18 protein-coding genes are annotated in these 20,731 nt (G+C 46.9%); 10 read left to right on the top strand and 8 right to left on the bottom strand.

From position 1 onward, the window contains the following. Positions 1-4: 4 nt before the first annotated feature. Both NDI35_RS11555 and NDI35_RS11550 read right to left on the bottom strand, forming a co-directional pair. Complete coding sequence (locus tag NDI35_RS11555; RefSeq protein WP_445312860.1) at positions 5-1,339, bottom strand: HEAT repeat domain-containing protein; 1,335 nt, start codon at positions 1,337-1,339, stop codon at positions 5-7. A gap of 45 nt (positions 1,340-1,384) precedes the next feature. After that, entirely contained in the window at positions 1,385-1,936 is a 552-nt protein-coding gene (locus NDI35_RS11550) for a CPBP family glutamic-type intramembrane protease (RefSeq protein WP_445312859.1), read from the bottom strand. A 59-nt stretch (positions 1,937-1,995) separates the two neighbouring features. On the opposite strand from NDI35_RS11550, the gene NDI35_RS11545 reads away from it, so the two are divergent. Next, a complete protein-coding gene (locus tag NDI35_RS11545; RefSeq protein ID WP_445312858.1) occupies positions 1,996-2,310 on the top strand; it encodes an acylphosphatase in 315 nt (104 codons plus the stop codon). A 133-nt stretch (positions 2,311-2,443) separates the two neighbouring features. Here NDI35_RS11545 and NDI35_RS11540 read toward each other — a convergent pair whose 3' ends face one another. Continuing rightward, positions 2,444-3,091 carry a phosphoribosylanthranilate isomerase gene (locus tag NDI35_RS11540; protein ID WP_445312857.1) on the bottom strand — a complete coding sequence of 216 codons (648 nt, stop codon included), beginning with the start codon at positions 3,089-3,091 and terminating at the stop codon, positions 2,444-2,446. Positions 3,092-3,224: 133 nt separating this feature from the next. Between NDI35_RS11540 and psaK the strand changes: the two genes are divergently transcribed. The 4 genes from psaK (at position 3,225) to NDI35_RS11520 (ending at position 7,636) form a co-directional block, all read left to right on the top strand. Next, positions 3,225-3,509 (top strand): photosystem I reaction center subunit PsaK, encoded by a 285-nt coding sequence (gene psaK, locus NDI35_RS11535; RefSeq protein WP_333251456.1) that lies wholly within the window; start codon positions 3,225-3,227, stop codon positions 3,507-3,509. 80 nt (positions 3,510-3,589) lie between these two features. After that, positions 3,590-4,786: a site-2 protease family protein gene (locus NDI35_RS11530; protein WP_445312856.1), complete on the top strand. Its 1,197-nt coding sequence runs from the start codon at positions 3,590-3,592 to the stop codon at positions 4,784-4,786. 70 nt (positions 4,787-4,856) lie between these two features. Beyond that, positions 4,857-6,812: a CHASE2 domain-containing protein gene (locus NDI35_RS11525; RefSeq protein ID WP_445312855.1), complete on the top strand. Its 1,956-nt coding sequence runs from the start codon at positions 4,857-4,859 to the stop codon at positions 6,810-6,812. A gap of 38 nt (positions 6,813-6,850) precedes the next feature. Continuing rightward, complete coding sequence (locus NDI35_RS11520; RefSeq protein ID WP_445312854.1) at positions 6,851-7,636, top strand: DUF928 domain-containing protein; 786 nt, start codon at positions 6,851-6,853, stop codon at positions 7,634-7,636. A gap of 283 nt (positions 7,637-7,919) precedes the next feature. Here the strand turns inward: NDI35_RS11520 and NDI35_RS11515 are convergent, their stop codons facing one another. Next, on the bottom strand, positions 7,920-8,672 hold the full coding sequence (locus NDI35_RS11515) for a lipoate--protein ligase family protein (protein WP_445312853.1): 753 nt from the start codon (positions 8,670-8,672) through the stop codon (positions 7,920-7,922). A gap of 144 nt (positions 8,673-8,816) precedes the next feature. Between NDI35_RS11515 and NDI35_RS11510 the strand changes: the two genes are divergently transcribed. Both NDI35_RS11510 and NDI35_RS11505 read left to right on the top strand, forming a co-directional pair. Then, the gene (locus NDI35_RS11510; protein ID WP_333052940.1) at positions 8,817-9,143 is read left to right on the top strand and encodes a thioredoxin family protein; all 327 of its coding nucleotides are present in this window, start codon (positions 8,817-8,819) and stop codon (positions 9,141-9,143) included. 186 nt (positions 9,144-9,329) lie between these two features. After that, positions 9,330-10,547: an LL-diaminopimelate aminotransferase gene (locus NDI35_RS11505; protein ID WP_445312852.1), complete on the top strand. Its 1,218-nt coding sequence runs from the start codon at positions 9,330-9,332 to the stop codon at positions 10,545-10,547. A 252-nt stretch (positions 10,548-10,799) separates the two neighbouring features. Here the strand turns inward: NDI35_RS11505 and NDI35_RS11500 are convergent, their stop codons facing one another. Together NDI35_RS11500 and surE are read right to left on the bottom strand one after the other, a co-directional pair. Then, on the bottom strand, positions 10,800-11,198 hold the full coding sequence (locus NDI35_RS11500) for a hypothetical protein (protein ID WP_445312851.1): 399 nt from the start codon (positions 11,196-11,198) through the stop codon (positions 10,800-10,802). Between the two features lie 127 nt (positions 11,199-11,325). Continuing rightward, entirely contained in the window at positions 11,326-12,132 is an 807-nt protein-coding gene (surE, locus tag NDI35_RS11495) for a 5'/3'-nucleotidase SurE (RefSeq protein WP_445312850.1), read from the bottom strand. 223 nt (positions 12,133-12,355) lie between these two features. Between surE and pheS the strand changes: the two genes are divergently transcribed. After that, the gene (pheS, locus tag NDI35_RS11490) at positions 12,356-13,360 is read left to right on the top strand and encodes a phenylalanine--tRNA ligase subunit alpha (protein ID WP_015177077.1); all 1,005 of its coding nucleotides are present in this window, start codon (positions 12,356-12,358) and stop codon (positions 13,358-13,360) included. A 219-nt stretch (positions 13,361-13,579) separates the two neighbouring features. On the opposite strand, the gene NDI35_RS11485 is transcribed toward pheS, so the two are convergent. Together NDI35_RS11485 and NDI35_RS11480 are read right to left on the bottom strand one after the other, a co-directional pair. Continuing rightward, positions 13,580-14,026, bottom strand: coding sequence for a hypothetical protein (locus tag NDI35_RS11485; protein ID WP_445312849.1), 447 nt, complete (start codon positions 14,024-14,026; stop codon positions 13,580-13,582). A 561-nt stretch (positions 14,027-14,587) separates the two neighbouring features. Continuing rightward, on the bottom strand, positions 14,588-18,112 hold the full coding sequence (locus NDI35_RS11480) for a response regulator (protein ID WP_445312848.1): 3,525 nt from the start codon (positions 18,110-18,112) through the stop codon (positions 14,588-14,590). A 932-nt stretch (positions 18,113-19,044) separates the two neighbouring features. Between NDI35_RS11480 and NDI35_RS11475 the strand changes: the two genes are divergently transcribed. After that, a complete protein-coding gene (locus tag NDI35_RS11475; RefSeq protein ID WP_445312847.1) occupies positions 19,045-19,347 on the top strand; it encodes a hypothetical protein in 303 nt (100 codons plus the stop codon). A gap of 479 nt (positions 19,348-19,826) precedes the next feature. After that, on the top strand, positions 19,827-20,450 hold the full coding sequence (locus tag NDI35_RS11470; protein ID WP_333178813.1) for a GNAT family N-acetyltransferase: 624 nt from the start codon (positions 19,827-19,829) through the stop codon (positions 20,448-20,450). Positions 20,451-20,731 lie beyond the last annotated feature (281 nt).

Genomic DNA, 20,731 nt, shown 5'->3' with positions numbered 1-20,731 from the left:
ATGCTTAACGCTTTGGTTTCTTTACATCAACAGTTTTCGGCTTAGCCGCCGGAGTGCGCGGATAAAACTTAAACTTATTGAGCGCAGCACTTGCCGATTTAGCCACACCGCTATCTATATCTCGCAAAGCTTTTTGTAGCAGCGGAATCACTTTTTCCGACTTAATCATTGCTAGTGCTTCCACTGCCGCTTCGCGCACCTCCGGGTGAATATCTTGAGCTAATTTTCCCAAGGTTTCTATTGCTCGCTGACCTTCGGATCTCAGAGCATTAGCAGCAGCCATTTTACCTAAAGCAGACGCTGCAAACTTGCGGGTTTCTTTGTCCTGACTTTGAACACATCCCATCAACTGCGGTATGGAATAGCTTGGTGCTTGTCTGTTAATTGGAAGCTGTTGTTCGACTGCTGGTTGATGTAAATCAATTGGTTGTGGTTCCGAAAAATCTGTGTAATTTAACTCTTCTTCAACTTCTGTTTGATTTAACTCACTTGACAGTTCCTGCCAAACTTCTTCTTGTGATAAACCTTCGGCAAATTCTGTTGAATTTAACTGACTGAACTGCTCCTCGGGGACTTCTTGTTGTTGTACATTACTTTCGTACTGCTCTTGCAAAGATCTGATAGTAGCTTGCATCTGAGCTTCGTGCTCTCTCAACTGCTCGTGAGCCGCTTGCAACTGACTCTCGTATTGCTCTTGCAAAGCCTCCATATTTAACTGCATCTCAACCTCTCGGTTCTCATATTCCTCGGCAATTTGCCTCAATCGAATTTCGTGTTCATCTTGCAGGTTTTGCAAATGTTGCTCCATCTGAGCTTGATAATTTAGATGCAATTCGTCAGCAACTCTGAGTAAATGATGTTCGTGTTCTGCTTGCAAAAATTGGATATTTTGCTGCATCCTAGCATTGTTAGCGGCTTCTAATTCCTCGCTGATTTGTCGTCGCAGCTCGTACTCGTCTACGGTGGCAAGTGGTTGGACCTGACTCTCGCGTTCGGCCAAAACTTGTTGGAGCTGACTGTCGCGTTCGGCCCGAACTTGTTGGAGCTGATTTTCGTATTGAGCCGCAACTTGTTTGAGCTGGTTTTCGTATTGGGTAGTAACTTGTCTGAGTAAATTTTCGTGTTCGATAGTAGCTTTTCTAAGCTGATTTTCCCGTTCTCCTTGCTGAGATTCGACAGCTTGTTGCACACGAGACATCTGAGCTAATTCTATTTCCTCACTAATTCTGCGAGTTTGCTGCAAGTATTCTTGCTTTTGCTTCTTTAAGCGCTTTTCCACTAACCAGTAAGCAACTGCTACCCCTGCCAAAAAACCTACGATCGCTCCTATGATACCCACAACTGAGATCCTCCCGACAAAATAGTGATGCTGGACTTTTTACATTTAACCATACAGCCTCCTGTAACCGCCCAGTAGCAACAGCCAGCCTGTCACTGCTAGCCAGTGAACGGCCACCGCAGGCCAGATAGAACCGCTTTGCAGGTATGCGATGGAGCACGCAACTCCCAAAATTGCAGCCAGTAGCAAAAACACTGGATTCATAAAGGTCGATCGACCAACCGGATAAAAAGTCAGCGCGTTCAGCGGGTGGTAAACTACAAAAACCGCCAAACTCGCGCATCCCCAAAACCACAGCATTAAGCCAGAAGCCTTCTCGAACGGATGTGGCAGCATTAACACGCGGAACAATAATTCCTCGGTGATGCCCGGACTTAACAAACAGCCAATGAGCACTCCCACAATTGTACGCCGAGAGGTTTGCACGTCTACTTTTAGAAATCCTGACCAAAAACCAATGGAAAGAGCGATCGAAGTGTAAACCAGCGCGAGCATAGCTGCAACCAGCCAATCAGTGAAATCGGGAATAGTTGAAAAAGCTAGGGTGATGCGGCGTATCAGGAATCCCGGCAGCGCCATCGCACTAAAATTTAACATAATCAAACTGATCCTTAAAATTTTCAAACAGATGTTAGCAGTAAGTTGAGCCGTTTATTATGCAAAACCAATCATTGCCCCCCGTCAGAGTCCGCGTTTTTGTTTCGGGATTAGTTCAAGGAGTAGGATACCGATATTCAACGAGGAATCAAGCAAAGTATTTCGGCCTGGGCGGCTGGGTAAAAAATCTCCCCGATGGGCGCGTCGAGGCTGTCTTTGAAGGCTCCAAACAAGCTGTGGAAGGAATGATTAGTTGGTGCCGCCGCGGCCCCACCGGTGCTACGGTTAGTGAGTTGGTTTTGGAATACGAAGACCCGGAGGGCGATTCCCTTGGCGATAGCTCCGCTTCACGCACTTTTGAGATCCGCCGATAAAACAATAAAGGAAATAAACTGCGGTTGAAACCGCTACTATACAAACGAAGTCTGCCTAGTCTACGGCAGGCTTCGCCCAAGCAGACTAAAGAATAAATCCGATAAAAAGCGCGAATTTGGTATTGCCAATTTATCAATGATGAGCAAGTTGACTTAAATTAGCAAACAACTGAGCAACTTTGGTCAAATCTTTATCTCCCGGCGCTATTTCTACGCCGCTAGAAAGGTCAACACCGCTGAAGTTATTGCCGATCGCGCTATCAATTGCATTTAAAATATTATCGGGTGTTAAACCGCCCGCCAGCAGCCAAGGACACTGCGGTCTAAACTCTGATAACATCCTCCAGTCGATCGTTTTACCAGTACCGCCCAATTGCTGTGGATGGTAAGCATCCAGCAGTAAAGTATCGACACGAACAGCATAAATAGCCGCCGTCTCTAGAGTTTCAGGAGTCTTAACTCTCAGGGCTTTGATAATTTCAATTCCCGGCAAAAACTTCCGCAGTCGATCGCAATATTCCGCTGTTTCATCTCCGTGTAACTGCACCCCGCTTAAATTTGACTCTGCCGCTACTTGACAGATATTTTCTATTGTGGTGTTGGCAAAAACGCCGATGCGATCGACATTTTGCGGCAACTGCTCGACAATCAGGCGAATTGTTTCTGGGCTGACATAGCGGGGGGAAGCGGGCACGCAGATAAACCCTAAAGCTTGGGCTCCCAAGCGGGCGATCGCAATTCCTTGGTCTAATTTAGTGATTCCGCAAATTTTAACCCGCACTCCGACTCCTCCCTTCCGAATTTGTATCAAAATATAAACGAATTGTTAACTATTAAAACAAATCTTAGTTTAATGCAAAACGCTTTTTATAATCTTGGAAATCAATTGATCTGTAAAATCAGGAGATAAGAACGTGATCAACTCATCTTTGCTGTTAGCCGTACAATCTACCACTCCCTCAACACCGGAGTGGTCGCCACTGGTAGGACTGACAATGATTTTATGTAATTTGCTGGCGATCACGATCGGCTACTACGGCATCTCCAAGCAAAACCGAGGCAAGGGCCCTGCTTTACCCGTCGCACTCCCTGGAATGTTCAAAGGCTTCGGCGTACCAGAATTGCTGGCAACAGCCAGCTTCGGTCACTTGCTCGGAGCCGGAGTAATCTTGGGCTTGGGTAACGCCGGAGTTCTGTAAAAATCAGGGGAAAGGCAAAGGCAAGGGGTAGAAAAGATATAATAGAAACTCTTTCTTGCTCTCCTTTCCCAGGAAACTTCATGCAGACAGGTTGGCGAATCGGCTCTTTATTTGGCATCCCCCTAGTTATAGATTATTCGTGGTTTATAATTTTAGCCTTAGCAACCCGCGAATACGCCAGCAGTTACCGCCTGTGGGGACCTGCGCTCTCCTGGAGTGCGGGGTTAGCAATAGCTCTGCTACTGTTTGCTTCCGTGCTCTTGCACGAACTCGGACACAGCTTGGCGGCGATATCGCAAGGCATTAAAGTTAATTCTATTACCTTATTCTTATTTGGCGGGGTAGCTTCGATCGACTCGGAATCAAAAACTCCGGGTCAAGCTTTTCAAGTAGCTATTGCCGGCCCTCTCGTGAGCTTTGCGCTGTTTTTAATCCTCGGTTTGGGTTCTCAAGTTCTTCCCCCGAAAAGTTTGCTAGCAATTGTCACCGAAAGGGTAGCACTAATCAATCTCGTTTTGGGATTATTTAACTTAATTCCCGGTCTGCCTTTGGATGGAGGACAAGTTTTAAAAGCAGCAATTTGGAAAATCACCGGATCTCGATTTGCCGGCGTTCGCTGGGCGGCAAAAACAGGACAAGTTTTAGGTTGGCTGGCTGTTGCTTTGGGTCTGAGTTTATGCTTTTTAGCGCGCGAGTACGGCGGCTTGTGGATTGCGCTGATCGGCTGGTTTGGCATTCGCAATGCCACTGCTTATAGCCAAGTTACTTCGCTGCAAGAAGCCCTGCTCAAAATTAAAGCCAGCGATGCGATGAGTCGCGAGTTTCGAGTTGTAGATGCAGATTTGACTCTGCGAGAATTTGCCGATCGATATTTGTTAGAAGTCAATCCGTTTCCATTTTACATTGCTGCGACCAACGGCCGGGATTTGGGCTTAGTGTCGATCGACGATATCCGCTTCACAGAACGCAGCCAATGGCAAGTTCAGACTTTGCACAACATTTTGAAACCCCTGGGAAAAACCCCCACAGTCTCGGAAAAAGCATCCCTTGCAGAAGTAATTAACAGCATGGAAGCCCGTCAACTCCCCCGAATCATCGTCCTCTCGCCGATTGGTTCAGTAGCGGGGACGATCGATCGGGGCGACGTGGTTAAAGTTTTGGCAAAATACCTCAAACCCCAGATTTCAATCGCCGACATCAAGCGCAGCAAAGAAGAAAACAGCTATCCGCAGGGATTGCAGTTAAGTGCGATCGCCAAAACCGCACAGGAAAATTAAAAAGGCGGCATAGGTAAGGGGCATTTACGAGCGCGCCAATGTTAGATTGTTGAAACCAACAATTATTAATATGCCCAAATTCTTTCATCAAGTTCATAGTCAGTTGAAGGAGAGAGGGTGGAGTTGGAAAAACTTAACTCATTCCTTCCCCTTCCCTGACTTGCAGCCTCTTGCTATTATCTGGATTGTCGTGACCGGAACTCTATTGGGAGTGCGGCATTTAGGCGGGTTGCAGCCACTAGAATTAAATGCTTACGACTTCATGGTGCAGTTGCGACCCGATCCTGGCCCTGACCCCAGGTTACTGATAGTTGAAGTCACCGATGGGGACATTAGTGCTTTAAACAGATGGCCAATTTCTGATGGCGTTTTAGCAAAAGCTATCGCCGAAATAGCGCGTTTGGAAGCCACAGCTATTGGCATGGATATAATTCGTGATATTCCCTACGAACCGGGGAATGCAGAATTAGCAACTCAACTGAAAAACCCCAAGGTATTTCCCATTACCTTCATCGGCACCTCAAAGTACGATCGAGTGCAGCCACCTCCCAACATACCCGAGGATCGGGTAGGATTTAACGATTTGTATCTCGATCCCGATGGTATAGTGCGTCGCAATGTGATTTCTATTGGCGATGGTAAAAACACGTTTTATTCATTTTCCACCAGGCTAGCTTTTGCATATTTTGATAGCCACAAAATAGAATCTAAAGCTACAGAAAACAATGAATTTATCGTAGATAAAACAGTATTTTCAAAGTTGCGCTCGAACTCAGGAGGTTATCAGAACATTCCTGCTCAAGGCTATCAAATATTGCTCAATTACCGCTCTTCTAAAAAGATAGCAGAAATCGTAACACTAACTCAATTGTTGGAGGGCAAAGTTGACCCCAAATTGGTAAAAGGTAAAATAGTCTTAATTGGCGTTACCGCCCCAACTGTAAAAGATATTTTTTCGACACCTTACAGCGCTACTAAAAACGGTAATATCCCGACGCCTGGGGTATTAATTCATGCAACGGCCACCAGCCAAATTCTCAGTGCAGTGTTAGACGGCAAAGGGCTATTTTGGTATTGGGACGAATGGCAAGAAATGCTCTGGATGGCTTTTTGGGGCGCAGTGGGCGGTTGTTTAGCTTGGCGGTTAGAAAAGTCCCTGGATTTGATCGCGATCGCGATCGTAGGTTGCGGCTCATTATTCGGATTCACCTTTTTCCTCTTCATGCAACAGGGGTGGATACCTCTAATTTCCCCTGCTATGGCACTTTTAATCACCGCAGGAGTCGCAGTCACCTATAAATACGAGCAGTCGAGGCAACAGCAAGGGATTGTGATGAAGTTATTAGGACAACAAACATCACCTGCGATCGCAAATGCCTTGTGGAAAGAGCGCGTCCATCTGCTCGAATCAGGGTTATTGCCGGGTCAAAAAGTTACTGCTACGATCGTCCTCACCGACTTGCAGGGTTTTAGTACAATCTCCGAAAAACTACCACCAGAAGTGGTAATGAGTTGGTTAAATGAGTATTTATCAGCAATGGCCCAAGAAGTCCAAGAACATCAAGGCGTGATTAATAAATTTACTGGAGATGGAATGCTGGCAGTATTTGGCGTACCCATTCCGCGCACCACTCCAGAAGAAATTGCCGAAGATGCTCGCCTCGCCGTATCTTGCGCTCTAGCTATCAGTTCGCGCTTGCCAGAAATGAATCAAAATTGGCTCACACGCGGTTTACCGGCCGTAAAAATGCGAGTAGGCATCTTTACAGGGCCTGTTATGGTGGGTAGTCTGGGAGGCACAACCCGTTTAGAATATGGAGTGATCGGCGACAGCGTAAATATTGCCTCTCGCCTGGAAAGCTGCGAAAAGCATCGGCAAGAGGACACTTGCCGGATATTGATTGCAGAAGAAACCTTTCTGCATCTGGCGGACAAATTTGAGGTAGAATCTTGGGGACCTTTACCGTTAAGAGGCAGGGAACAAAAAGTTAATGTCTACCGGATTTTGGGAAGGAAAAAGAAATAAAAAGAGAGAATCTCTCCCTACAAATTCATGGAGTTAATATGAAAACAATTACTAAGTTTCTCATCAATCTGATATCAGTTGGCTCAATAGTATTGATAGCCACACTTAACATTTCTCAATTTGCAGTTGTGGGACAGCCCAAAATAACCACACCTGACCGCCCACCCAACCCTATACCGGGAGGGCCGCGCTTCATTCAGCCTACTGAAGATAGGGAGGCTCCGCCCCCCACTCAACCGGGACGCCCTGTGCGCGGTGGCTGCGCGAGCATTAGTCAGCTAGGTCTCACAGCCTTAGTGCCTAAAAATAAGATGGGACGGACTGTTTCCGACTATCCAACGTTCTTTTTCTACTTGCCTCAAACAGAGGCGCAATCAGCCGAATTTATCCTAAAAGATGAAAGCGGCAAGCAGATTTATAAACAGGATCTCACAATTAGCAATTTATCAGGGGTGATCGGCGTTAGTATCCCCGCTAACCAAAATGTGCCGCCCTTGGAAGTAGGCAAAAGTTACCGTTGGAATTTTACAGTGATTTGCGACTCTCTAGACCGATCGGCCGATCAGATCGAAAGCGGTACTGTACGGCGAGTTGAACTCAGTGCAGATATCCGTCGTCAATTAGCTCAGGCAGATCCGCGCCAACAAACCTTTATTTATGCTGAAAATGGGATTTGGCAAGATGCCCTCAGCACTTTAGCTGCCGCTCGCCGCGATCAGCCTAATGATACAACGTTCAAGGCTGATTGGGAAAGCTTGCTGGATTCTGTGAAATTGGGCGAAATTGCCAAAGAGCCGATCGTTCAAACTCAGCCACAGCCATAAGCTGTACTGCATATAAATTTAACTTTTTTGGCAACGTTAGAGCAACGGGCCAGAAGACTTTTAATAAAAAGAAGTGTACAAGTTTTTAACTTGTATCAGTAACAGCCAAGATGGCTGTTCTACAATAAAAATTCTTTGTTGTGGAACGGCCATCTTGCCTGTTCCCAAAAGGCGGCCGACTTTTTGACATCCCCCACAATAATTATTCGAGAAATCTCTTGTGGAACGGCCATTTTGGCTGTTCCGAAAATGCAGCAGTAAAGCCCGCCCCCAAATATGCAGGTTAAAGGTGCAACAGCTTATTACTTGTTAATTCCAAAATATCCTGCCATTCCCGATCCGAAAGTGGCTGCACTTTCAAATCAATCTCAAAACAGCGACAAGCCGCCGCACTCAAGACATCAATTACAGTTGCAATCAAATCATCTCCCCGTTCCGATAGAGGTAATTGCACAGGCATTAATTCCTCCTCAAACACTTGAGAAAATAATTTAACATCCGGCTCCAAACGCATCGAACCGTGCTGCAAAATAGCATCACCCCGTCGCAATTGCGCGCTACCAATTAACTTGCAGCCATCAAGTGTAACTAAATCTGCACCAGTCGCAGTACCAAAACAATTCGGATTGTGAATATAACCCCTTCCAGCTTCCCCGTATTGCAAATCCAAACCCATCGCCCTCCAACCCTCAATCAAAAACTCGCAAATAGTCTGATAAGCTTTGATACGGCTGCTTCCAAATCCCGACGCCACAACTGCATAAGTTAAATCCCCTTGATGCAACACTGCGCGCCCGCCGCTGGGCCTCCTCACCAACTCCACAGGCATTCCCTGCCAAGACAACTGCTGCCAAAACTCCGGCCACCTGCGCTGGTGGTAGCCCAAGGAAATCGCCGCCGGTTGCCAAGTGTAAAATCGCAGAGTAGGCGGATTTTTGCCCGCTAGATGCTGTTCCAGCAGCCATTGGTCGATCGCCATCTGCACGCTACCAGACGCCGACAACAGTGGAATTAAACGCCATACAGAATTAGCCATCAGTCCCCTGTCCTGAGTTTGCACTCAATAATTCGCAGAATGTTTTAAAATTAGTAACAGTTTTTTGGGCCTGTCTTCTAAGTTGGTGCAAGTTTCACGCCCGCCGGTGCTTTAGAAATAAATAGAAAAAATAATCGCAGAACCATGAGCAACAGTGTAATTGTCATTAACGACGAAAAATTTGAAACAGAAGTCCTGAAAGCAGAGCAACCAGTGCTTGCCTATTTTTGGGCTACTTGGTGCGGGCCTTGCAAACTGATCGCGCCTTCGATAGACTGGGTGGCGGCCAACTACAGCGATCGGCTGAAAGTGGTTAAAATGGAAATTGACCCCAATCCTAATACTGTCAAGCAGTATAAAGTAGAAGGAGTCCCAGCTCTCAGGCTGTTTAAAAATGCCGAAGTAGTGCTTTCTCACGAAGGAGCTATTACTAAACAAACTTTGATCGGTTTGCTGGACGCCCACTTATAAAGTTGGGAAATGATTCGGGAGTTTCCAACTCCCAACTCACAACTATAGCAATCGAAAATATTTTTTTAACACCTCTCTTTTCTCCTCGATATTCCTCTGCGCCCTCTGCGCTCTCTGCGGTTAGCAAAAAAAATAATTTAGCTAATATAAAAATAGTCCTTAAAATTCTACAAAAATATAGAAAATATGCAATTTGCTAAACGTTTAGAACCACTGCAATTTAATGTATTTGCCGATATGGATCGGGCAAAAGCTCAAGCTAGAGCAGCGGGGCAAAATGTGATTGACTTGTCTCTGGGTTCTTCGGATTTGCCGGCGGCTGCTCACATTACAGATGCGATCGCACATTCTCTGTCCGACACCAGCACCCACGGCTATTTGCTATTTAACGGGACGAAATCTTTTCGGGAAGCAGCAGCTATTTGGTACGAGCAAAAATTTGGAATTGCAGTCAATCCAGAAACAGAAGTGCTGCCGTTAATTGGTTCCCAAGAAGGCACGGCGCATCTGCCTTTAGCTGTACTAAACCCCGGAGATTTTGCTTTGTTGCTCGATCCGGGCTATCCTTCCCACGCGGGCGGTGTGCATTTGGCAGGCGGTCAAATTTATCCGATGCCGATATTAGCAGAAAATGCGTTTTTGCCGATATTTGAAGATATTCCGACAGCAGTGCTGGCTCATTCGAAGATGATGGTTTTGAGCTATCCTCACAATCCTACAACTGCGATCGCCCCGGTTGCTTTTTTTGAGAAAGCTGTGGCTTTTTGTCGGGAACATCAACTTGTTTTAGTTCACGATTTCCCTTATGTGGATTTGGTTTTTGACGATCGCAATTCTCTCATAGAGGCAGAGTCTGGTAACGAGGAAGAATATCGAAAATTGATGGCGCCGTCAATATTTCAGGCGGATCGAGATAAGAGTGTGGCGATCGAGTTTTTTACACTATCCAAATCCTACAGTATGGGAGGTTTTCGAGTCGGATATGCGATCGGCAATTCCGAACTAATTGCAGCGCTGCGACAGGTAAAAGCCGCAGTGGACTTCAACCAATACCGAGGGATTTTGAACGGAGCGATCGCAGCATTAACAGGCCCTCAAGATACCGTCAGAACCAGCGTAGAAACCTTCAGAAAACGGCGGGATGCCTTTGTAAACGCGCTACAGGGCATCGGCTGGCAAGTACCCGTACCCCCTGCCACCATGTACGTCTGGGCGAAACTGCCGGAACCTTGGGCCCAAGATTCCGTGAAATTTTGCACTCAGCTAGTACAGAGTACAGGAGTCGCAGCCTCCCCCGGTGCCGGTTTCGGGAAATCAGGAGAAGGCTACGTGCGATTTGCCTTAGTCGAGTCGCCAGCAATTTTGGAAGCAGCAGTTAGAAAAATTGCTGAGTTTCTAAATTAAGCGATGTGATATGTGTCAACTTAACCCGAAAAACCCTCGTGAGACTTAAGCCCACCAGACTTGAGCTTTGAGGCAGGGGTTTTAACCCCTGCCGGACTGGGGTTTTGACGTTTTTGGGCACACAATGAAGGGCACAGCGTCTAAGTGCTTACCCCTAGCTCAAGATGGATGCAGTTGCTAAAATAGTGTGATTTCTACCTAAAGGAATAGATATTTGCACGCAGTATCTGTCACAATTTCTTTTAAGAAATGTTAACGTGAGGCATCTTGGGAATTACCAGTTCCGCTCACCCACTCTAAAAGTCCTTGAAGTGAATTCTGTCGGGGTAGCGATTGTTCCGTAGCGGCTAGCGCACACCCGAAAAAGACCACACTGCCCAAAATTGCAATCAGCGGAAAAGGCTTACCCAGCCCAAAGTCCCGCTGAAGGCGAGCTAACGGTCTGCTCTCGCGCCTGAGCATTTTTCCCACCGTCAGTTGTTTGAGACTAAAAGGATCGCGCACAAAATGACCGCTCCAGCTAATTACCATATGAGAATGACAGTGGGGACAAGTGAATAGTCCACTGACCATCCCGACTGGGCCTACGACGCTAGAACGGTTGCAGATCGGGCAAGTGACAGAATGAGTGTTATAGGTGGGAGCGTTCATAACTGTTTTTCTTGAGTAAAAAAAACTAACAAGTAATTGGGAGCCTGTGTTAACGCCTAAGGTATAGACCTTTAGAGGCACTTTTCCTTAATTCCTAGTTTACCGCTCCGATCGGGTCGATCGGAGCTCACTGCTTGGGAAAACCTTCAAATTGCCAATCCCGCAACGAGTGCAAGTCTGGAGCACAGGTGAGATTATATTGCAAAGGAGTTACGGTTATTCTGTTGTCGCGAATAGCTTGTACGTCCGTAGGAATATCATGCGGCACCGCCGAATCGGCGATTTCTTCTACATCTTCTAACAATTCCCCAGCCAGCCAATAATAAGTTTTGCCGCGCGGATCGGTGCGCTTTTGAAATATGTCGAAATAGCGGCGAATGCCTTGACGGGCGATCGCAACTCCGGTAATTTCTGCTTGTGAGACTGCTGGTATGTTGACATTCAACAACATCGGTTTCGCCATTGGCTGTTTTTCCAACTGTGCCAGCAAGGTGACAGCGAAATCCACCGCCGGCCCAAATTCCTGCGAAGTAAAGCTGGCGAGGCTGAAAGCAATGCTGGGAATGCCTTCCATAATTCCTTCCATTGCTGCCGAAACCGTACCCGAACAGATGATATCCGTGCCTAAATTGGGCCCGTGGTTGATACCGGAAAGGACAAAATCCGGCGGTTTGTCAAGTAAAGCCCACAAAGCAAGTTTCACGCAGTCGGCGGGAGTGCCCGAACAGGCCCAAGCTTGGACTGCAGGATCAAAAATAGATTCGACAATCTCGGCGCGGATGGGTTGGTGCAGGGTAAGGCCGTGGCCGGTAGCTGAACGCTCTCTGTCGGGACAAACTACGCTCACGTCGTGACCTGCGTCGGCGAGAGCGTTGGCGAGGCTGCGGATGCCTTGTGCAAAGATGCCGTCGTCGTTGCTAATTAAAAGTTTCATTGAAATTTTTATAGGCCTTATAACAATACTAAACTAGATTTAACTAGGGCGATCGCTCTAACATCGAATTACTTATTACAAATTATCCGTAACTGCCGAAAATCTAAAATCTAAAATCTAAAATCTAAAATCAACAAGACTGTAGAGCCAAAATTGCGCTAAACTCAACTTGGCCCAAAACAGCCATCAATCTAAAATCTAAAATCTAAAATCTAAAATCAAAATGACTGTCCAGCTAAGCGACATTGAAACTCAACTAGAAACCCTCGGTCAAGAGTCCAAAAGTGCGATCGCCACTGCCAATACCCTCGAACAACTCGAACAGTTGCGCGTCGGCTACCTCGGCAAAAAAGGCCAACTCTCTCAAATTTTAGGCATGATGGGCAAACTGTCGCCAGACCAGCGACCCAAAGTAGGTGCGATCGCCAATACAGTCAAAGAAGCCCTGCAAGCGGATTTAGAAGACAAGCGCGCCGCCCTCCAAACCGCCCAAATCCAAGCCAAATTAGCCTCAGAAACCATCGATGTCACGATGCCGGGGATTTTTCGCCCCCAAGGCCGCGTTCACCCCTTAAACGCCGTCATAGACCGCGCTCTCGATATCTTTGTCGGCCTCGGATACACCGTCGCCAACGGCCCGGAAATGGAAACAGATTATTATAACTTCGAGGCGCTGAACACACCGCCAGACCACCCGGCGCGGGATATGCAAGATACATTTTACCTACCAGGCGGCGACTTGCTGCGGACTCAGACATCATCGGTGCAAATTCGCTACATGGAACAGCACAAACCGCCGATTCGGATTGTCTCTCCGGGCCGCGTTTACCGCCGCGATACTGTCGATGCTACTCACGCAGCAGTCTTCCACCAAATTGAACTTTTAGCAATTGATGAAGGTCTGACATTTACGGACTTGAAAGGCACAATTAAAGAATTTTTGCGGCAAATGTTCGGGCAAGATTTGCCTATCCGTTTCCGCACCAGTTACTTTCCGTTTACCGAACCTTCTGCGGAAGTTGATTTGCAGTGGAACGGCAAATGGCTGGAAGTTTTGGGCTGCGGAACAGTCGATCCGAATGTTCTTAAAGGAGTCGGTTTAGATCCAGAAAAATATACGGGGTTTGCGGCCGGTTTTGGTGTCGAGCGGTTCGCAATGGTACTTTATGAAATCGACGACATTCGCCGGGTTTATGCTAGCGATTTGCGCTTTTTGCGACAATTTTAAACAATGGCTTGGGGTCGCTTACACGAGCCGTCTAAAGGTCTTGGTCAATGTACATCAATCTTTCAGTTTCAAGTAAGTAAGTACAAATAAACATTCCTTGGGGAGAGGGCGGGTTCTGCAACGATCGACTCGCCCTTACTGTAGATAAGCCCTAAAGCCGCCCCTACAAGCCCCTGCAAGATATTATTGTTTTTTTGCGCTTACCTACTTATTTATTGTCTACTTGCCAAAAACACCCTTGATGCTGTCAACAGCGCTCTCGACAGCATTCTTGGTATTGTCTACTGCTTTCTGAGTCCGAGCTGAATCTTCGGATGCTCTTTTCTCAATTGTGGCCGCATCTTTCTTAGCTTTGCGCTCTACTACACTACCATCATCCGATGCTCGATCGACTTTAGAAGCATTTGTCTTGGCAGTTTCCTTAACCTTCTCTTCTGTATCTCGGATGAAGTTCTTGGCTCGTCCAGCATCTTTGCTGGCTTTTTCTTGAACCGCATCGCCCGCATCTGCTGCTGCGATCAAGTTTACAGCAGGAGAAGCCATTGCTGCGGTGTTGGAGAAGAACGCACCAGACCAAACGAAGGCCATCGCTGACACGCAAAGCACAGTTGTAGCCATCCAGCGCCCGACTGTCGAAAGCCCTTTCGTAAAAGAATTCAGTTTCATACAATACACAATCAGATATGACATTCTATTTCTACTCGATCAGAGCGCTCGGCTGAACCGTTCTCTAGAGAGAGGTTATCCGCCGACCAACGGTTAAAAAAACTCCCTCTTTTGATAGATGGAAGCAAGGAATGTCTGTCAATTTTAGATTTTAGATTTTAGATTTTAGATTTTAGATTTTAGAGTTGACTCCACAACCGCCATTTGGAATCTTGAACTTTGGTGAGTCGATTGTAAATTTTAGGTTAAAGATTAAACAATTGATTAAGGAAAGTCAGTCAATTTTAGATTTTAGATTTTAGATTTTAGATTTTAGATTTTAGATTTTACTCCCCAGCCGCCATTTGGAATCTTGAACTTTGGTGAGTCGATTGTAAATTTTAGATTAAAGATTAAACAATTGATATCGATTCGGGTGCAAGCGGAATCGATATCAAACAGCCTTGGGGCGGGTGGGGTGAATGTACTTCACTCAGTTGAAATCGGCTGTATTTACGAATAGGTTGTTTCCGAGATTGTGTGTGGGATATCAACATATAATACTTAACAAACAACTAATGACTAATCACAATTTAGTAAAAAAGTCAATACCGTTTCATCAATTCCCTTTAGTTTCAAAGGCTTATATTTAACAATGCGATTTTCCTCCACATAATCTGCAACCGCCGCCGAAATTAGCACCGTGTTTGGTTCCGTCACCTCTTGCAAGCGGGCGGCAATATTCACGCTCGGCCCGATCGCAGTATAATCCGATCGATCGGGGCCGCCAAACATCCCCACCACCGCAGTACCCTGGTGAATTCCGCAGCGAAACCGCACCGGAGGCACGCCATTTTCCCCAACAATTCCCTGCTCCAACCAGCCCTTGTTAAGCTCCTTCAGAGATCGCAGCATTTGGTCAGCAGCAGCCACAGCGCGGCGTACTTGCTCATTAGGCGTTAGTTCCTCCGGCGCGCCAAAGAAAGCCATTACCGCATCTCCAACAAACTTGTCCACCGTACCGCCGCTGTCAAAAATAGCCTTAGTCATTGCCGCCAAATATTCATTCAACAGCTCAGCTACCCGGCGCGATCGCAGCGTATTTGCCATTTGAGTAAAACCGACAATATCGCTAAACAAAATAGTAATCAATCGCGGTTCCGGGCGCAAATCCAATGCCAAATCTCCAGCCGCTGCGGCCTTCACCATCGCCGGCGGCAAAAATCGGCGTAGCACCGACTCAGTTAAATAACTGTTCAACTGCTGCACTCGGCGCTCGTTTTGTTTGAGGGCGATCAAATTTCGCACTTCCGCCAACAATTCTCGATCGTTAAAAGGCTTGGATAAATAAGCATCCGCACCCCGTTCTACTCCTTCAATTCGAGTATCTTCGTCGGCTTTAGCAGTCAGCAAAATTGCCGGAGTTCCCTGCAATTCCTCATCCTCTCGAATCATCCGAATCAAATCCAAGCCCGAAATCAAAGGCATCATCAAATCAGTTATAATTAAATTAGGGCGACGTTTTTTAGCCACGGCAAATCCTTCTTCTCCGTTGCGGGCGAGCAAAACTGCAAAGCCGGAATCTCGCAGAATTGCCGACACATAAAAGCGCAAATCAGGATTGTCGTCAACCACCAAAACCGTTCCCACTGCTGTCTCTGATCTGACAGGTTGGAGCGCCTCAAAGTTATGATTTTCAGCCTCATTTTCCGACAACTCCGCCTCCACATCTGCCAGTTCTACCGCAGCTTTGGATGAGTGAAACTCCGCAGGTATTTCTAGTACCTGTTCCGGGGGCAAGTGAGTCGAACCGAAGTGCAGCCAAACGGTAAAAGTAGTACCTTCACCGTAAACTGACTCAACTGAAATTTGACCGCCGTGGAGTTCGACTAATTCTTTGACAAGTGCCAAACCTAAACCGCTGCCTTCGTAGGAACGGCTAGCTGAACCTTCGGCTTGGTGAAACCGCTCGAATAAATAGGGAATTTGTTCGGTGCGAATGCCGATCCCCGTGTCTTTTACTTGTAACAAGCAGTGAGCGCCGGCCGATTCAACTTTCAGGGTGATAGTTCCGCCTTCTGGGGTGAATTTGACAGCATTTGACAGCAGGTTGTAAATAACTTTGTCAAATCTTTCCAAGTCCAAATAAAGTAAAGGACATTCTTGCAGTTGGGTAATTAAGTGCAGTCCTTTTTTCTCACAGTAGGCGCGGAACGACTCTGCGGTAGAGTAACAGAAACCGACCAAATCGCAGGGGCGGAAACTCGGCTGCATCCGTCCGGCATCGAGCCGCTGCAAGTCCAGCAGTTGATTTACCAAGCGCAGAAGGCGGCGGGAATTACGCAAAGCGATTACGGCTTGTTCGTAGGGCAAATCTTCTTTGCGCCTGCAAGCTGATTCCAGAGGGCCGATAGTTAGAGTTAGAGGGGTGCGGAACTCGTGGGAGATATTTTGGAAAAATTCGGTTTTGAGTCGATCGGCTTCCAGAAGCCGTTCTGCCTGCTGTCTGGTAGTCTGGTAGAGGCGCGACTGCTGCACGGCCAGAGCAGCTTGAGTTGCGACTATTTGAGCCAGGTCAATGTCTGAGATGTTCCAGCGGCGGATGCTGTGATTTTGGCGCAGGGAAATGCTGCCGATGATTTTGCCTTCTGAGAGTAAGGGAACGACTAAGAGGGCGCGGGCTGGCGATCGAACTTGCAGTTCTGTAACATTTAACTCGGGGTGTTCGTCGAGATCTTCGATCGCCACCGGCTCTTTTGATACCATAACTTGCAGCAACACCGGATTGCCCCGAATCGGCACCAAAGACTGTGGCAAAGAAGGATGGGCAAAAACCCAGGCGCGAGTGTTCTCAGCAGCATCGCCAGAAGCCGTCTCGTAGCCCAGAGAGTTGGCAACTACCTCTGGATTGTCAATAAAACCCTGTTCTACAGCCACGGTATCCCTATTTGTGTCGTATAGCCCCACGCATTGGACGTATTCATCATCTTCTGTCCACAGAGATAGGGCGCAGCCGTCAACTTGCAAAGCTTGGCCGAGTTGTTGAGTAATGGCTGCAAAAATATTTTGGGGATCGAGACTCGATCGAATTGCCGTAGTAATAGTATTGACTAAGGCCTCGCGCTTGGCCAGCGCCCGCACCTGTTCGTAAGCCCGGGCTTGAGACAGCGCCAAAGCCGCTTGGTCTGCCACCGTAATTACCAACTGTACCTCGTGGTCTTGCCACTGGCGCGGTTCCTCAAACTGGTGCAGCGCCAAAACTGCCATCAGTTCGATTTTGTAAAACAGCGGTACAATCAAGCTCGATCGAATATTCGCAGCTTCGTAAGCCTGCTGTCGGTGCTGATTATCCCAGTTTAAAACTCGATCGTCAGTTTGGGCATCTTGAATCACCTCCACATCCAGAGTTTCCCAAACCAAATCCGGCAGCAAATCCGGGGAGAGTTCGGCAGCAGAAGCATCACCGGGCATCGCTTCCTCATCGCCCCCCAACCCTTGAGTTTCTGCCTTCTGGTAAACGAACCACTCATCGGCCACCCGGCCGTCTTGGAACGGCCGCAGCAGACAGCAACTCACCTCAAACATCTGCCCCACAGTTTCCACAATTCTTTGCAGCATTTGCTGGTAATTGGGAGCCGATCGGATAGTATTGGTAACGGCATAAAGCAGCGATTCTTGACTCAAAGCACGGCGCAGTTCATTGGTGCGCGTTTTCAGAAGATTGTGAGTCTCAACAGCTTGACTGACAAGATTTATCAGCTCTTGAGCATCCCAAGGCTTGGTAACGTATTTGAATACTTTGCCAGCATTAATAGCTTCAACTAAATCTTCAACATCCGTATAGCCAGTTAAAATAATTCGGATCACGTCAGGGTACTGAGCTGCCGTCAGGCTGAGAAACTCCGTACCGCTCATTTTTGGCATTCGCTGGTCGGAGATAATCACCGCAACTTCTCCCTCTTTTGCCAAAATTTCGAGAGCAGCGGGGCCAGATTCGGCTCTGAGCACTTTGTAGTCTCGATGAAAGGTGCGGTAAAGCAAGTCGAGGTTATCCGGTTCGTCATCGACGATCAGAATTTTTAGCTTAGGATTTTCTTGGGAATTCATGCACCGTTCTCCTGTGCCCCGGGGCTGTTCGATTTAATAAGTCTGATTAAAGGAAGAATTCGCCGATTTAAATTGCTGAAGTCATACCATTTTCGATTTTCGATTTTCGATTGCGAATGACTGATGACATAAGGGTTGGGATTTTGCCTAGAGTGCCATTATTTTGGGAAAATGGTATCACAATAATTCGTGGATATGAAGTTGTTGTGAGTGTGCGAGGCAACCATCAACCTTGATTTTTGATGTCTGGGTTTTCAATTCGGAATTCTTCTGAGCCACAGTTATCTGTCGTGCACCCCAATTTTATTATTTAATGATATTCATATACACCCGTCTCCCGATAATTTTCTTTCACCCCTTACCTTTATGCAGCAGGAGAGCAAACACAAACTTGACCATTTTAACTGCCGTCTGGATATCTCAGAATACATAGGAATAACCGTCCTGATTGTGAGTTGATTTGCCAAATTTATGTTTGCTCCTGGCTCCTGGGACTATTTTATTTGGTATGTGAAAGCTGCCCGCAACAAGATACAATAGACAACCAACCTCTTCGCCTGTGTTTTTTCCCCCAAGTAACAGCAACTTTAACAGTCAGCCAAGGATATCGCCCACAATCGGGCGCCCACCCCCTGACTGATATTCGGGGGTGGCTCACAGACCACAGAGGTGTCTGTGGGAGTGACGCAATTGCTGTACCATTTTAGTTAGACTTGCACTTTTTTCCCCGATCTCGGCATTTTTTGTGCCTCCTGCAGACCAACGCCCAAGCCAATTACTACGGCGAAACACCGCAAGCTCGAGCATCCATCTGTTAATCTTAGCTAGGGATGTACTCTGTGGAAACCGGTCAGTCGATTTTAGATTTTAGATTTTAGATTTTAGATTTACTCCACAGATGAATCGCGGAGCTTGAACTAGGGTCTAAAATTTTGATCTGTCCCCGACGAGTGTCGGTGGCTGGTATCGGTTTTTGGGCAGGGTCAATCAGCTCGATCGAGGTTTTGAAAGTCTCGCTCGCGCGCAGCAGAGTATCGAACCGACGGGGAAAACCCCTGCAGACAGTTTCCAGGCATCCAAATTTAAATTGGAGGTTGGAAAAGTACCCAGTAGCTCAACAGGTAAGGCCGGTTCGATCGGGGACGGGCGATAGATTGCCCACAACTGCTGAAAGCTGGGGTGCCAGGCCGGGGGGCGGCGGGCAACATCCGACGCGCCAGCGCGCCCGGTGTTAGTCTGATCAGTCGTTGAGTTTTTCAACTACCGCTTGACGGATAAATTATATTCGATCGGGTATTTCCGTAAGCAGAGAGCGGTAAGATTCCGGGAACCTGACATTAAAACCTTTGTGATTGTTTTTAATACCTTGCCCGCTAAGCTGTCGCGCATTTAATTTGTAAGCTACTGTTTACTTAAACTCTTGTGATGCCGGCCGAAAGCCCGGGATCGAGCTTCAATTTAAAGGCCAAATAGCTTATCCACAAATCTAGTATTAGGGGATGAGTTTTATTTTTTCATAACTAGAGTATTAAAGGCTAAAAGTTTCCCATTTACCTCAAATAATAGTTCAAGTCAAGCAAAAAAAAATGTAATTTAATTTGGTTAATAAACTATGCCTATAAGTTACGTTATAAGATCAGTATAACCTCAGTGAATTTTCTAAGATGGTAGCTTAGAAACCCGCGTAAAAAAATTAATATAGTGGCCTGGCATTGTGAATCCTTCATTTTTTTCCTCACCATCTCACCAACAACAAACTCCCGGACTTTCTGGTTTTTCGATCCGGGTCGCTGCGCCCAACGACTTAACACAGCTAGCTGATATTTTAGCCATGAGCTTTCACTCCCGCGAGGGGTTTGTAGAATGGGTGTATCCAGTGTTGCGTTTGGGCATTTACGAAGATTTAAAAAATCGACTGCGTTCTAAGGCAGAACATTACATTTGTCTGGTTGCTGAGCTAGTCTCGCGCGAGGAGGGAACGCCGAATTATAAATCGCACCGAGCTCAGCGCATGGCAGGAACAGTAGAAATGGCTCTGCGTTCTCGCTTTCCTTGGCAAATACCGAGTTCTGACTATCCTTATTTGTCGAATTTAGCCGTTCACCCGGAGTATCGGCGGCAGGGGGTTGCTCAACAATTGCTCAGCAACTGCGAGGAGACAGCCAGAGAATGGGGATTTTCTGAGATTTACCTCCACGTTCTGGAAAATAATCATGCGGCGCGACAGTTGTACTATCAAGCCGGCTATCGCTTGCAACAGGTGGATTGGAATTGGACTGGTTGGCTGTTCGGCCAGCCGCGCCGGCTGTTTTTACGCAAGCAGATTTCGCTATCCTAAGCTAAGTATTTGAATTAATTATGGAGAATTGGGGCTTCGCCAAGAAAAAGGAAAAAATAGCTATCCGTGTATCTCTTCTTTCCTTCTATTGTGAATCAATGAAATGGGAATGGGGAATTAGTGATGAATTTTTATTTGCTCTTAGGCCCGATCGCACAACACACTAAAATTAGTTGGTAGTAAACACTTGAGCTACCAACCATTGTGTACCTGGGGACACCTGAAAAACCCCATACAAAGTTATATCAACTCCGGTAGCCTCGTCGGGCGTAAAAAACAGT

The organism is Microcoleus vaginatus FACHB-2002 (assembly GCF_040004035.1).
Classification (GTDB): Bacteria; Cyanobacteriota; Cyanobacteriia; order Cyanobacteriales; family Microcoleaceae; genus Microcoleus; species Microcoleus vaginatus_C.
Note: the sequence above shows the minus strand (reverse complement) of the source record. Positions and strands in the feature narration are given on the sequence as shown.